Below are 15,694 nucleotides of genomic sequence, written 5' to 3'. Positions count from 1 at the left end.
ACCTGCAGATTTCGCAGCTTCGCGTTTCCATCCATGTTTTATCCTTTTGATTTTTATAAACAGTTATGTTATCGTCCCTAAGTTTTTCCATATTTTTGGAATACTGGTCAATGCCCATTAGGTGGTTTGTACATTCTATTCCCGGATTTATCTGAAATATTCTTGCATTTAAATTAACAGTTGAAAGTTTTTTTAAAACACCACATGATGGTTTTTCAGCCGTTAATATGATCTCTATTAAGTCCTCTGCCATTAACCATATTATAAAAAACATGTTAATAAATTATGGTTTTGCATTTATTATTTTGTTAAATATTTTTTAATTCCTGAACAATTCCGGATAAATGATTTTCATACCATCCATTCTATCCTTAAAACCGTTGAATATTCTGTTAACCATGAACGAGGATGCCATCATTATTAAACCTGTTATTATTATAATATAGGGAAAGAAAATAAATTCGGATAAAATACCAAAAATAACGGCCATTACCGGTGATGAACCGCCGGAAAATACAGTTGTTATGGAATTAAATTTTCCTGTTATGCTATTTGGAACACTGTTTATTATTAATGTTTCAATATAGACGTTTAAAAATGCTATTATAATACCAAGAAATACTGCCAAAACAGAGTCAAGTATTGCTATTCTGTTTAATGCAATAAAAATAAATATTGCTCCTATGCCAAAAACAAATAATTTAAGCAAACCGGATTTTTCAGTAAATTTTTTCATTGCAATTATTCCGCCAATAAGCATTCCCATGGGAAAGCCGGCTATGAAAAAAGTATAATATATGGGAGGTGCCCTCAATATTATATATATTAGTGCTGAGGAAAATACATCAAGTGAAACAAATAGTCCATTTAAAAGCATTGTAAATAATAGAAATGGAATAATACTTTTAATGATCTTAAAGGTGTAATTAAAACCATTACTTATGGAAATATTACTGTATATTTTTGCAGGGTGATTCCCCAAAATCATGATTACAGCCACAACTGAAATAACAATGAGGAATAAATAAAAATAGCGCCTTTCTAAAAATATGAAAAAACCACCGGACAGTGTTCCGGCAAGTGTAAACAGCCCTGAGGATGTTTGATCAAGAGATTGCGCCTTTACCATGCTATTTTCTGGAATTATCTCCTTTGTGATACCGCGAAAATCATCGGATATTACCCACATTAAGAGTGATGAAAGGAAATCCACAGCGTATATAAAAAATAATGATTTATTGATTAAAAGCAATAAATAAACAAAGACCATTAAAATGTTGGTTATTATAAAAATTTTTTTTCTGTCATATTTATCAATTATGTGTCCCTCTGGAAGTGATATTATAATATATCCAAGAAAGGAGAAGGCAGGTATAAGGCTAACAAGAAAAATAGATTTATATTCATCAACTATTTCCCACATGAAATATATATAATAGGCTATATTTGAATATCTTGAAATATTTCTTGAAATTAGGTATTTTATGTAATTTTTATAATTAATTTGATAAAAATCATTTTGTAACATATAAATTATCCTTATACGTAAATTTATATCTTATATATAAATTTATGTTTATGTACAATAAACTATTAAATACATTCAGGAGCGAAATTAAAACAAAAATTATCACGCTGCTTATTAAATATCAAAAAATGACAGTAACACAAATGGCCAGATACATTAATACAACAAGGTCAAATTTATATCAGAATATTTCAGAAATGCTAAAGGAAAATCTTGTTCTGCCACCGGAGGTAATTGTAAAAAAAAATTATGTTGAAAAATATTACAGATTAAACACAGAAGCTTTTAATGTATCACAAAAAATTATGGTGGAAGAACTTTTAAGGCTAGGAAATAAAGAAATTAAGGATATGCTAAAGTCATTTTTTATGGCCCAGGCGCTTTTATTAAATGTGCTTGCCGTGGAAATAGATTCCTATACTGATGAAGATATAACAAATATTAAAAATAATTTTGACAGTATACTAACAACCTTTGGGTCCCTTTCAAATGAAAATGCCAAAATCCTGGCAGAAAAAATAACAGAAATACTTGGAGAACTGCCTGATGGAGATGAGCAAAATATTTTTCTTTTTCTGATATTTCCATTTGCCAGCACAAATCTGGGTAAATATATTTTAAAATAAAATAAAAAATTTAATTTTTATCCTTAATTGAATTAAAAAAATCAAAAAGAATTTTATAATAGTTGCCTGTCTTATTTATATATACATTAAACCTTATCCTGCCCAGCGGTTCAAATGGTATTTTGTACATCTCAGAGTAATCTGAGTATGAAATTCCGGCATCGCATCTCTTATTAAAAACATAGTCCGGTATCATCCCTGGCCTATCCAGTAATATAATATTTGAGCCCTCAATGTAATCATGGCATATATTAAACAATCCAGAGTCCTTATAAAGCACAGCCAGATATTTATAATCCTTTTTATTAAAATAAAGACCGTAATTCTTTAAAAATGTAATTTTATCATAATTTTCATTATAAAGGTCCTCATTATAATTTGAAATATACACATCCGCCTCATTATTCAGCATTGATTCCCTTATATCATTGTATGTAAATTCAGCAAAGATTGAATTTATTTTTAAGTCATATGGCATAAATTCCATATCTGGAAGATACTGCCCTGCAATAAGTATTTCAGGTATGTGCGGGTCAAATAAATTTACATTTATCCCATCTCCCTTCTGCAATGTGCCGGTAACCGAATTATGTGTGGAAAAACCATTTGCCCTCATTATTCTTGATATTGACCCTGAATTGCCCCTGACCTGGTATGCAAAATATGAGCCCTTATGTCTCACCAGTTTTAAAAGTAATATATCTGTATTTCCCCTATGAAGATCAAATGGTTCTCCTGCAATGGCATTAACGCTATAATTTTTAAAATTATAATTAACCATTGAAAATATGTTTGGCAGCACCATTGTATAAAGAAGCATTATGGACGAGACGGGAAATCCCGGCAGGCCAAAAATATCCCTTTCACCTGCCTTGGCAAATAAAACCGGTTTTCCTGGCTTTACCCTAACGCCATGAAATAAAATTCCGGGCTTGTATTCACCTATAATTTTATAAACATAGTCCATTTCACCTGCAGATGTGCTTCCAATGGTAATGGTTACATCATTTTCTGTAACTGATGCATTAATTACCTTTTTAAGTTCTTCATATGAATCCCTGACAATATCATAAATTTTAACGTTAAATGAATTATATTTTTTTAATGCCTGATAAATTGCAATTGAATTGGATTCAAAAATTTTCCCCTCAACATAATTTTCTCCAGGTCTAATAAGTTCATCTCCAGTTGGTATTATCCCTATGTTTATTTTTCGGAACACCTTTATAACATTCTGGCCTGTTGCAGCTATTACAGAAATATCCCGTTCATCAAGCATCTTAAATTTTTCTGCAAGCCTCTCACCCCTCATAACATCCAGTCCCGCATTGGAAATCTCATTAAATTTATCCACGGGTGCATTAAAAGTTACCATATTACCATTTATTGCTGCATCCTCAAAGGGAACCATGGCATCAGCGCCCACTGGTATTGCCGCTCCGGTTGGGACCTTCATGCATTTACCATTTCCGGGATGATTTACAGGCGGGTTGCCGATATATGTTTGACCTGCAAGCTCAAGTGTTACTGGGTGCTCCCGGTCTGCATTCTGTAGGTCAGATGTTATTACTGCATAACCATCAACCTGTGACCTTGAAAATAATGGTAGATTATTTACACTGTATATGTCATCATGGCATATCCTTCCAAAGGCATCATATATAGATACGTACTCAAAATCATTTATTTTTCTTATATTATTTTTGATTATTTCATATGCATCGTCAAAGGCCTTAATATTATCAAACATGTATGTCATAAAAATCACCAGTTTTAATGTATAATTTTATCATAAATTATATTTACTATTAAATGTATCAGAAAAAATGATATTAAAAACATAATTATATGCAAAAAAATAATTAAAGAGATAAAATACTGGTTATAATGCTTTATTCAGATTTTAGTTTGGAAAAAAACTGCACAGAGTTTTCCGGTATTAATATTTATAATGCTGTTAATGATTTTGGAACACCGTTAATACTTTATTCAGAAAAAAGAATAAGAGAAAATGTTAAAAGAATAATAAATGCTTTTATGCCATATAATATTTCAATACATTTTGCCATGAAGGCTAATTATAATCCATACATTTTAAATTTGTTAAAAAGCCTTGGCTGTGGCATCGATGCAGCAAATCAAAATGAGGCCATGCTTGCATTAAAACTGGGATTTAATAATAATGATGTTGTGTCAACCCCAAATAATCTTGATAGGGAAGGTCTGGCCTTTTTAATAAATAATGGCATTAAAATAAATTATGACCATCTTGGCCAGTATAAACTTGTGCAGGATTTAAATCCGGAATTTGTCTCATTTAGAATCAATCCGGGGATTGGGATGGGAGAATTTAAGGAGATAACAACCGCCGGTGAAAATGTAAAATTTGGCATATCATACGATGAGGCATTAAAATCATATAAATATGCCCGGGATCACGGGGCAAAAAGATTTGGCATACATATGATGACCGGTTCCAACGTTCTCTCAGCCAAATTTTTTAAGGAATCCAGTAGAATTTTTTTTAATATTGCAGCGAATATTTCAAAAAAACTTGATATTTCATTTGATTATCTTGACCTTGGCGGTGGTTTTGGTGTGCCATACCGTGATAATGATCCAGATTTTGATATAAAAGCAGCTGCTGGATATATTTTGGAAAATTTTGAGAATTTTAATTGTATATTTAATAATTCAGACCTTATTATAGAGCCCGGCCGCTATATAATTGCGGATTCCGCTATATTAATTTCAAGAATAACATCAATAAAAAATTATGGGCATACAATAATAGGCACTGATGCAAGCATGAATACACTTATAAGAATACCCTTATATGGTGCATACCATAAAATATACATTGCCGGAAAATGCAGCGACGGCAAATTAATCAGTGCAGATATTGTTGGGCAGGCATGTGAAAACACTGATTATATTGCAAGGAACATAAAAATTCCCAGTGTAAATGATGGGGATATTGTTATAATTTCCAATGCAGGTGCATATATAATGTCCATGGCATCCAACTATAATCTTCTGGCCAGACCTGCCGAGGCCATTATTTTAGATGGAAATTTAAGGCTTATTAAAAAAAGAGAGTCGGTTGATGATATGCTAAAAACTTTTTATCCATAGCACGCTTCAAAAAAAATATAAATATCATGGAGAGTTAACCAATAATGAATTCTAATATGAAAAATGCACCCAAATTACGAAAATCGCTATCATCAGTTGATATATTTTTAATAAGTTTCACTGGCATGGTTGGATCAGGCTGGTTGCTTGGAGTACTGGCCGGCCCAGCATACGCGGGTCCTGCATCCATAATAACATGGGTTGTTGCAGGACTCTTTTTTATTGTCCTTGCCCTGGTATTCAGTGAGCTTGGTACAATGTTTCCATATACCGGCTCGCTTGTAAGATTCAATGAATTTTCCCATGGCCCTGTAAGCAATTTTTACCTTGGCTGGGCCTATACAATTGGAGCCATAGCCACGCCTCCTGTTGAGGCCGCCGCACTAACAAGTTTTATCAGCAGTTATGTTCCGGATCTTTATAATTCATCTATTTCCCTGTTAACCCCGCTTGGTGTTATTTTTGCACTGGCGTTACTTGGCATATTTATATTAATACAGTATATAGGTGTAAATGTTTTTGGTAAATCCAATGCTGTAATGACATGGTTTAAAATGGCAGCTATTATATTAACAATAATAATGATTGTGGCATTTATATTCCACCCAAAAAACTTCTTTAATATGCCACATGGATTTTTGCCATATGGCAGTTCATCCATATTTGCTGCAATGGTTCCTGCAGGCGTAATATTTTCATATGAGGGTTTCAGGCAGGGTCTTGATTACGCTGGGGAAACAAAGAATCCTAGGAAATCCGTGCCAATTGGCATGATTTCCGCAATGCTTGCCGCAATGGCCACATATATATTACTTCAGATTGTTTTTATTGCATCCATAAACTGGTCAGCCGCAGGAGTACCACCTGGTGACTGGAGCCAGCTGCTGACATCAACATGGTCTGCAAATCCATTCTATTATGCATTTAATTCAACAGGTGTTTATTTCCTTGTTGGATTCTCAATATTCCTAATTATAGTGGCAGTAATATCATCTGCGTCCACACTTGGAGTTTATGTTGGTTCATCCGCAAGGTCATTATACGGTATGAATAAAATTGATTATTTTCCAAATATCTTCGGAAGATTGCATCCAAAATTTAGAACACCTTGGGTATCATTACTTATAACATTTATTATCGGTGCATTATTTTTGCTGCCGTTCCCAAGCTGGTATGCACTTGTTGGAATAAATTCTTCATTTACAGTTTATGCCTATCTTGCTGCAGGCATAACAAACACATCCCTAAGAAAGACTGCACCAGAGATACACAGAGAATTCAAAACACCTTTCCTGGGCATTATGGCACCAATAGGATTTGTCATAGCCTCACTCCTTGTTTATTTTTCAGGATGGAGCATAGTAAGCTTGCTGCTTTTAATAGTTAGCGGTGGATTACCATTATTCCTTTTAAGCCCATATGGCAGACGGACATTCAGTATATCACTTAAAACTGCAATTGTTTACTCTATTATATACTGGATAATTTTTATCTTCATAGGAGTCATTTATGCGCTTTCACTGTTACCATTCTATATGTACTTTTCAATTTATGCAATTGTTACAATATTAACACCACTTAGTCTCTACATAATTTCAGGTAAAACTGCACATCGCGCATTAAAAGCATCAATATGGGTTGTATCATATAATATAATACTTGGGATAATGTCATACTATGGTTCACTTGGCATAAATTATATAATATATCCTTATGACTATATAATATTTGCAATATTAAGCCTTGCCATATATTTTGTTGCAACAAATACAGGATATCATACCCAAAAACTAAAGGACTACCAGGCTGCTAATGGTGCAACCGATGAATAAATATTATAAAAAATTTTATAAATATAAATTTATTTATACTTATGATTAAAATGGCATGGACTGAAGTTGCAGATGAAAGTGAATTGAAGGCTGGGGAATCAAAGGCATTTGAGGTAAATGGAAAGAAAATGTTAATATCAAATGTGGATGGAAATATTTATTCAATAGATTCAATATGCACGCACATGGGCGGTGACCTTTCTAAAGGTAAAAAAGAAAATGGCATTGTCATATGCCCAAAGCATCATGCACAGTTTGATCTAAAAACCGGTAAGGTTGTAAAAAATGTCGGCGGGTTTGTAAGAGCCATGACAAGAAAGGAAGCCTCTGACCTTAAATCTTATAACGTTAAAATAGAGGATGGGAAAATAAAGATAGACTTATAACACATAAATTTTAATTATTTAACTTCAGTGAATCATTAAGCAGCATCAATATAATACCGGTAATTAAACCTGAAAATATCATCCCGGTAATGGCGAAAATTGTTGAATTCAATTTTTTGGCCCGTTGTATATCATAACATCTTATGCATTTATATATTCTATAAATATGTATTATTTCAAGTGCAGTTATTAACGTCATAATCAGCATTATAATTATAAATACATGTCCCATGGAAGACATAAATATGGTTTTAAATAGTGTACCCACAAATATGCCATAAAGCATCAGGATAAGCACAACTAAAAATAGTGATGAATAGATCAATGCGGCCTCAGATTCAAGCCGTGCCATACTATCTTCATCTGCCATAACTAAAATAATGCAAAACACATATATTATTTTTCATCTAAAAGACTTATTTATTTCAAAATTGGTAACTTTAATTAAAATAGTCGATTTATGTGAATCCAATATTAAATAAAAATTATTAATGGCATCAAAATATTTTTAGACCTTTTTATATAAATAAAACATTTAATTTCTATTTAATAATTTCTTTAAACAATATATATCTGATAAAAATCGTTAGATAAATATTTGCAGTTAAAAATATAATGAATGAAATTAAGCTATTTTTATTAAATATCTTACATTGTTTTTAATCTTCTAAATATTTAGGTATTAAATATATCCACCTAACTTTTATATTTTTAAATATTTAAGTGTTGATATCCATTAATACAATTTTAGTGTTGTTTACAATATTATATATAAAATATTATATTTACAATAAGATAAAAATTTAAAGACATATAACTCTTTTTTATTCTTCCACCTCCATGCTTTCATTATCTTTAAGTTCCTCGCCGTGTTTATTGTAACTTCTAATTTTTCCCAGATTTATTAATGTATTATTTTCAAATATTTCTACTATTTTTTCAACTGTTATATTTTTAGTTTCTGGCATAGTGAAATAAAATATTGTATAGGCAATAATAGATATTATTCCAAAGACTATAACGGAATACCCCAGATGTAAAACTGAGTCCATATATGGAAAAATTTCATCAACTGTAAAACTGGTCATCCATTCCACAAAAACAGCCAGCGCTGCAAATTTGACCCTCTTATGTGTTGGGAAATATTCTCCCTGTATTAAAAACGCTATTCCACCACCGCCTATGCCAAAAAATATGAGATAAAATGCAAGCCCCATTAATAGACCTATTGGATAATTTTCTATGTATAATATTCCACCAACTATATCAGATACAGCCATACCTGCAAATCCTAATAATGCTAAAAATCTTCTTCCAGCAATATCTATAAATTTAAAACCAAGAAATGTTGAGGCAACCATAACTGCACTCAGTATCGCAGTTGCTCCTATAGCATAGGCATTTGCTATAGCTTTATTGCTTACTGAGGGGAATATGTGAAGGCTTGAAATTATGTAAGGGCCATAAATTAATGGTATATTCACACCATTGGCTATAATAAATAATCCCATCAACGCACTAACAAAAAAGGCTCTCTTGACGCCTTTTGTTTCCTTATTTCTATTTTTCGTTAAACTATACAGGTAATTATATGCCTCGTTTAAATCCGAATCTGTTGCCTGTATCCCAAATTTTAAAAGATCTTTCTTTACCTTTTCATATTTTTTCTTTAATATTAGCCATCTTGGTGATTCCGGTATTTTAAATCTGAAAATTAAGGCTATTAATGCCGGAATTATAGCAAGGCTGAGTATAATTCTCCAATCCACATTATAAGCTAATTTTGGTAGGTATAGAAACATGAGCATTGCAACAATAAACGATGCAAAAATTCCTATAACTATCATATATTGTTGCATGATTCCAAGCTTACCACGATGTTTTCTGGGAGCAAATTCAGCTATATATGCAGTTGCAACTGCAGAATCGGCACCGATAGCAATACCGATGAATGTTCTTGCAACCATAAGCATTATAACGTTTATTGTTAGTGCTGATAGAAGAGCACCAACTATATAAATTACTATATCAGTTAATAGCAGAAATTTTCTACCAAGTTTATCTGTAATGAAGGATGCTATTAATGCTCCAAATGCGGCACCTAATAATGCCCCAGAGGCAATATAACCAACAACGAAAGGAGATGCATGAATATAATATGGAATAAATATTAGAACAGAACCTATATCAGATTGATCATACCCATATAAAAACCCTCCTATAGTGGCCATTAAAACAAGTGTCCAATAAAACTTGTTCAGATGGCTAGGTCTATTTAATTGCTCAATTACCGGATTTATCTCACCATTGTGTGCTTGCATAATGTTTAAATATACATAAGTATATAAAATATAAAATTTACATGTAAATATTTACTTAATTTATTAGCAAATAATTTTATTAGTATAAAATCATTTCATAATATTTATTAAAAATTAATAAATTATCCTGCTATAATTTCGAGAATCCTATCACAGCATTATAATGTGAATATATTATTTTATTTTACATTAATAAATTTTAAGAGAAATGATATGAAAGAAAAATTTGGAAAACAACATTTTATCCATATATACTTAAAATCTGAATTTTATTAACTATAATTTTTTGCTCCTGGATTACCCGGAGTCTTTGTTATCACTCTTATAATAATATTTATGCTTTTAATACAGTATTTTTTAATAGAATTTAAATATGGTTTTGTTACCAGGAGTAATTATTTAAATGGTATAATATTTATTAATAAACTTATTTATTTTTTTTAAATAGTATTTAAATATTCATGAAATTAAATCATATTTATACTTAAATTAGTATTATATATATAATTGATATACACCATCATGGATAAAATCATTGATAGTGAAAAATTCTCAAAATTTTTAAGGCTTTTATATGTTGCAACAGCAATTGGGGCGTTTACAGACATTTTTGATACTAGTGTCGTCGGTGGCACATCTGCAAGCATAATCACATCACTGAATATAACAAAACCCGAATTTGGGTTCCTCGGTTCAATGACATTTATTGGTGGTCTCTTTGGTGCACTATCTTTTGGATACCTATCTGATGCCTTTGGAAGGAAAAAAACATTTATAATAACATTAATACTTTTCATAGTTTTTGAATTTTTATCAGGTCTGGCACCTAATTATATATATCTTTTGGTATTCCGTTTTGTTGTGGGCTTTGCAATTGGTGCTGATTATGTTCCGGCCATAACCCTGCTCTCTGAGTTTGTGGAACCCGGGAAAAGAGGGTCTTCATTTGATTTTTTCTGGATACTGGCAAATCTGGGTGCTCTTGCATCCTATCTTGTTGCATTCCTACTGGTTCCACTTGGCGATCTTCAGTGGAGAATTTTATTTATAATAGGGATAATACCGCCTTTATTGGGATTATTGATAAGATCGAGAATTCCAGAAACACCAAGGTTTTTTGCCATTAAGGGAAAAATAGAGGATGCCAAAAACTCCCTAAAAGAAATAGGTTTAAGTGAGGATAATGTAAATAATTATGAAAAGTATAATTTAAGCGATGAAAAATTATTTAAACCATATATTTTAGGAATAACGATACCGCTGTTTCTAATCATGCTTTTAAATATACCCCCAAGTGGAATGCTGGAATTAACGCCACTTATGTTAAGTACTTTAAAAATATCAAAAAGTGATTCACTGTTATTTACCTCATTTGCCTGGGTCACACCAGTTGTAATAGGAAATATTATAGCATTTAAATTAATGGATTTGCTTGGTAGGATAAAAATGCTTATAATAGGTTCCCTAGGTCTTGGGATTGCATTAATAGCCATGTATGTATTTTCATCATATTATTTCAATGTCGATTTAATGCTAGCTGCAATGGCCTCTGGTGGAATACTGCAATCGTTTTATATTCCAGTAATTTACTCACTCTCCACGGAGTTATATCCAACAAAGATTAGGGGCCTGGGCCAGGGTATAAGTATTGCCGGAATAAGGCTTGCTGGCATCATAGGTACATTTGGTGGTTCACTTCTGTTAACATATTATAAAATAGCCGGAATTTTAATAGGATACGCCGTTATATGCTTTCTGGCAATTATTGTTATTGTTTTCTGGCTTGGCAGGAAGGCAGAAACAAATAAGATGGTTTTAGAGGATATAGATAAAAGATTCATTAAAAATTAAATTATATATTTTCATCAAAGAATTTTAAAGTTTCCCTGTACTGCTGAATCATGTGCATTTTTTCACCGAAGCCATGGCCCTCCCTTGGAAACAGCAGCAGCCTTACTTTTTTGTTTTTATCCTTTAAATACCTGTAAAATTCAAGGTACTGGCCATATGGTACATATGGATCCTCAATGCCATGCATTAAAAGTATGGGTGTTTTTATATCACTGTTCATTCTTATAACCGAGAACTTATCGTATTTATTGAACTTATAAGGGTCTTCATGCATGTGTATCTGATCCCATAGATGCAGGTTTGATGTTCCGTGGAAGCTTACCCAGTCAGATATTCCATACAGGGATACAGATGCCCTAAAAATATTTGATTTTGCAACGGCAAGTGCAGACATGTAACCTCCATATGACCCTCCTGTTATATATATTCTGTCAGTTTTAATTTTTCCGGTGGATTTTAGGAAATTTATTCCATTTATTATGTCCTCAAAATCATTCCCGCCAAGGTCTCCAAGATTTGACTCAGCATACTTTCTTCCAAGGCCTATGCTTCCGCGGTAATTTGGAAGGAAAACAGAGTATCCATTGTCAAGGTACATTGTTGTGCGGTCGATCATTGCAGGATATGAAAATGATGTGGGACCCCCATGTATATAAACTATTAAGGGTTTTTCAGGTCCGAGTGATCTTAAAAATCCATATATCCTCATGCCATTTGAATCCCATTCAATAAGCTCATTTGCGTATTTTGGTGAATTCCTTAATTCTTTATTTATTTCAGACTTAATGATTTCATCTCCATTGATAAATAAAAGTTCTCCTGGATTTTCAGTATCTGAAAAAACCAGTGCAATTTTATTTAATGATATTGAAAATTCCGGTGAGACAACAGGATAAACTATGCCGGTGCCCCTCCATAAAATACTTCCAGTATCGATATTTTTTATCCTGAATTCTGACATGTGATTTTCCATGGCATAAATATTGTTATTGAAAAATTCTATATGTGAGTAGCTTGAATCGCTATCTTCAGTCAGATTTTTTGTTTTATTTCCTGATATTAATATAATATCGCCTGATACAACACCCCTGTCACTCATTACAGATTCAAGAAATGCAACATTGTCATTGAATGCCCTAATTTTACCTATCTGTCTGTATTCTGGATCATAAATAATTTTTATATCCCTATCAATACCTATTTTATATACCTTGGATGCATACCAGCAGCTCTCCTGCGGGCATTCAGAGGCAATAGCATAGATATTTTTCCCGTCAACTGAAAATTCCCAGATGTTTAGTTTTTCTGTTATTTTTTTTATTCCCGAATTCATGTCAATAATATATAGTGAATTAAATGAATCCGAGTCTTCAAAGAAATATGCATCATCCTCACCATTCACCTTTTTTTCCTTTGCAGTAAATATAATTCTGGAATCGTCATACCATTTTGCAGTATCTATCTCCCCGGGAAAATTCAGACTTATATCCATTCCATTGTTATCCAGAACAATAATATTATTCCCGCAAACATAAAGTGATCTGCCTGAACTGGCATATTCAAAGGATTTAATGCCATGCCCATCTATTTTTCTTTTAATTTCCATATTTTTTTTAAAAATAAATAATGTGGATTCAGGGTTCTTTTTTTTATATTCCCTGTAACTTTTTGTTGCAATACATGCAATTTCATCCCCATTTGGGGATATTCTGACATTTGAAATAAACCTGTATTTTAAAAGTCTCTCAATGCTGTAATCTTCCATTATCTGAGATAATTATAAAATATAAAATCTTAATTATATCCCGCATTTTTATCCATGAAATGGCCTGTTTTTCCAGTTATTATGGCTATAACAATAAGAACTGTTACAATCAATGCCAGTACCAGTGTATTGTATCCTAATCCCAGATACACAAGAAGAATTCCTGATGTAAATCCACTTACAGCCTCAACTATTTTATTTACCATGTAATTCTGGCCATTGGCAATCCCCCTTATCTTTGAGGGTACAAATGAATTTAACACCGCATTATATGCCATTGGCCCCATGTAATCAAGGAATATAATGCCCATGGTAAACGGTACTATAAGAATACTGTATAGCCTTCCAGAAAAAACAATGAAAAGCATAAACAGTAACAATCCTGCAAACGATGATGGTATGACACTGCTTTTATATATGCCAAATCTTGATGATACAAATGGTGAGATTAATGCGCCTGCAAAGCCGGCAGCATATATTAATCCATCAATGCCAAGTATATATGTAAATGTGTATATCCTCAATATTACAAGCATGTATGTTACATAAAATGAAAACCCCCAGCCTATAAAACCAACTATGCAGTTTAGGGAATATGTGAATATTATTTCCCTGTTGATTCCTGACCTGTAAAATTTGATTATATCCTTAAGTGACCTGTGCAATTTTTCTGTTGATTTTATCTTTATATCATCACCATAAACATTTTTAATAACCTTTTCAGCATCGGTATTTTTACCGCTGTAATAAAGCCATAAGGGTGTTTCCATTAAATATGTTCTTAATACCAAAATAATTGCGGCGAATACACCACCCATTATGAAAATATATCTCCATATAATATTGGAGTTTATATATGTATAGAGCAGGTATACTGTTAGTACCGCAACAAGGGCAACGACTGAAAATGCATATGCCCAAAGCGAATAAAATTTATTTCTCTGTTTCATGCTTATATATTCATAAATGTATGAAAAGCCTGTGGCCACATCAGCCCCTATGGAGAATCCCATAATAATCCTGAATGCTATAAACTCAACCAAGTTGGTGGAAACGGCTATAAGAATGGCAAAAATAATAAAAACCAGCATATTATAAATAAGCATTTTTTTTCTGCCCAGATAATCAGTTAAATACCCACCAAATATGGCACCTATTATTGCTCCAATATTTGCTCCGGCGACGGAAAGCCCAAGAAGTATGCCGGACGGCAGGAATGTATCCTTAAAAAAGGTTAAAACAAATGAAAATGCGGTGAGATCCCATACATCAAGGAAAACACTTGCAGAAACTATAAAGACCATATAAAGGCTTTTTATATTATCATGGGTTAATATGTAACGTGAAACCTCATTGTTCTCCATTGAAAATGATATATTATATTAAATTATAAATTTTTTTAAAACATTATAATTATAATTTAAAATTAAAATATGAGCATATATTCAGGGAGTTGCTGTTAACATACTCATTATTTAGGAAATCTCCATAATTATATATTTTAAGTCCACTGATTTTTACAAATAAATAAATTAGGAACACAAAAATATAAGATCTTTTTTTAAACCCTGCAGATTTAAAAAATTTCTTAAAGAGTTTATAATTTGATACACCATAGCCTCTAATTAGATCAATATTATTATGAAAAATTCTTTTTAAATATTTTAATCCTGAAGCATAGCGTCTTTCCCGTTTAATTGCGTGCTGGTTATTTGCTATTTTATTATATTCTGGAACCTTATAAACAATGTATCCATTTTTTAAGAACCTTGCCATTCTTTCAAAATCCTCACCGTAATTAAGGTCTCTCCATGGAACGCTGAAATTAACCCGTTTTCTGCAAATAAAATTAAATGCAACAGAATTATCATCAATATTTATAAGGAAACTGTTAAAAAGACTTATAAATTTATCATTGTAAATTGTATCCAGGTCAACTTGCATAAAAATATCCATATCATCTGATTCATTATATGCCATTTCCATGGCAAGCTGTCTTCCCATCCCCCTGGAGCATTTGACCCTCCTAATTTCAATATCATAAATATTTTTAAGTCTTATAAGTATTTCATAAGTATTATCTGTTGAAAAATTATCAACTATCAAAAATTTTTTCCTGCATTTAATTTTATCAAGAGATTTTAAGGAACTTTCAACAATGGATGCATTATTAAAGACAGTTCCATAGATATAGAGCATGAACATAAATAAATGATTATTATTTTAAAATTCTGTAATACTAAAAAAATA

The 15,694-nt window shown here is 31.9% G+C and carries 13 protein-coding genes; 5 read left to right on the top strand and 8 right to left on the bottom strand.

Annotated elements, in window-relative coordinates:
• The coding region (locus QXW15_RS05525) for a hypothetical protein (protein WP_342790097.1) at positions 1-253 on the bottom strand (253 nt) is incomplete at its 3' end.
• A 66-nt stretch (positions 254-319) separates the two neighbouring features.
• Positions 320-1,528 carry an MFS transporter gene (locus QXW15_RS05520; protein WP_055032555.1) on the bottom strand — a complete coding sequence of 403 codons (1,209 nt, stop codon included), beginning with the start codon at positions 1,526-1,528 and terminating at the stop codon, positions 320-322.
• Positions 1,529-1,578: 50 nt separating this feature from the next.
• On the opposite strand from QXW15_RS05520, the gene QXW15_RS05515 reads away from it, so the two are divergent.
• Positions 1,579-2,154 carry a winged helix-turn-helix domain-containing protein gene (locus QXW15_RS05515; RefSeq protein ID WP_054964567.1) on the top strand — a complete coding sequence of 192 codons (576 nt, stop codon included), beginning with the start codon at positions 1,579-1,581 and terminating at the stop codon, positions 2,152-2,154.
• Between the two features lie 10 nt (positions 2,155-2,164).
• Here the strand turns inward: QXW15_RS05515 and QXW15_RS05510 are convergent, their stop codons facing one another.
• Positions 2,165-3,913, bottom strand: a complete 1,749-nt coding sequence (locus QXW15_RS05510) for a molybdopterin molybdotransferase MoeA (protein WP_055040812.1) — start codon at positions 3,911-3,913, stop codon at positions 2,165-2,167.
• Between the two features lie 128 nt (positions 3,914-4,041).
• On the opposite strand from QXW15_RS05510, the gene lysA reads away from it, so the two are divergent.
• From lysA to QXW15_RS05495, 3 genes are read left to right on the top strand one after another with little or no spacing between them, the layout of a single operon-like run.
• A complete protein-coding gene (gene lysA / locus QXW15_RS05505) occupies positions 4,042-5,289 on the top strand; it encodes a diaminopimelate decarboxylase (protein WP_054963861.1) in 1,248 nt (415 codons plus the stop codon).
• Positions 5,290-5,333: 44 nt separating this feature from the next.
• Complete coding sequence (locus QXW15_RS05500; protein ID WP_055040969.1) at positions 5,334-7,121, top strand: APC family permease; 1,788 nt, start codon at positions 5,334-5,336, stop codon at positions 7,119-7,121.
• A gap of 41 nt (positions 7,122-7,162) precedes the next feature.
• On the top strand, positions 7,163-7,507 hold the full coding sequence (locus QXW15_RS05495; protein WP_055040734.1) for a Rieske (2Fe-2S) protein: 345 nt from the start codon (positions 7,163-7,165) through the stop codon (positions 7,505-7,507).
• Between the two features lie 10 nt (positions 7,508-7,517).
• On the opposite strand, the gene QXW15_RS05490 is transcribed toward QXW15_RS05495, so the two are convergent.
• Positions 7,518-7,877 (bottom strand): hypothetical protein, encoded by a 360-nt coding sequence (locus QXW15_RS05490; RefSeq protein WP_156318705.1) that lies wholly within the window; start codon positions 7,875-7,877, stop codon positions 7,518-7,520.
• Between the two features lie 454 nt (positions 7,878-8,331).
• Positions 8,332-9,828: a sugar porter family MFS transporter gene (locus tag QXW15_RS05485; protein ID WP_048101112.1), complete on the bottom strand. Its 1,497-nt coding sequence runs from the start codon at positions 9,826-9,828 to the stop codon at positions 8,332-8,334.
• 522 nt (positions 9,829-10,350) lie between these two features.
• On the opposite strand from QXW15_RS05485, the gene QXW15_RS05480 reads away from it, so the two are divergent.
• Positions 10,351-11,679: an MFS transporter gene (locus QXW15_RS05480; RefSeq protein ID WP_048101113.1), complete on the top strand. Its 1,329-nt coding sequence runs from the start codon at positions 10,351-10,353 to the stop codon at positions 11,677-11,679.
• Position 11,680: 1 nt separating this feature from the next.
• Here the strand turns inward: QXW15_RS05480 and QXW15_RS05475 are convergent, their stop codons facing one another.
• Genes QXW15_RS05475 through QXW15_RS05465 form a run of 3 tightly spaced genes read right to left on the bottom strand, consistent with a single transcriptional unit; the run spans position 11,681 to position 15,643 of the window.
• On the bottom strand, positions 11,681-13,444 hold the full coding sequence (locus tag QXW15_RS05475) for a S9 family peptidase (protein ID WP_342790096.1): 1,764 nt from the start codon (positions 13,442-13,444) through the stop codon (positions 11,681-11,683).
• Positions 13,445-13,473: 29 nt separating this feature from the next.
• Positions 13,474-14,808, bottom strand: coding sequence for an MFS transporter (locus QXW15_RS05470; protein ID WP_342790095.1), 1,335 nt, complete (start codon positions 14,806-14,808; stop codon positions 13,474-13,476).
• Positions 14,809-14,857: 49 nt separating this feature from the next.
• Positions 14,858-15,643: a glycosyltransferase family A protein gene (locus QXW15_RS05465; RefSeq protein WP_287950417.1), complete on the bottom strand. Its 786-nt coding sequence runs from the start codon at positions 15,641-15,643 to the stop codon at positions 14,858-14,860.
• Positions 15,644-15,694: the final 51 nt, after the last annotated feature.

This window comes from Acidiplasma sp. (assembly GCF_038728925.1).
Classification (GTDB): domain Archaea; phylum Thermoplasmatota; class Thermoplasmata; order Thermoplasmatales; family Thermoplasmataceae; genus Acidiplasma; species Acidiplasma aeolicum.
This window is presented reverse-complemented; position numbering and strand designations above follow the sequence as displayed.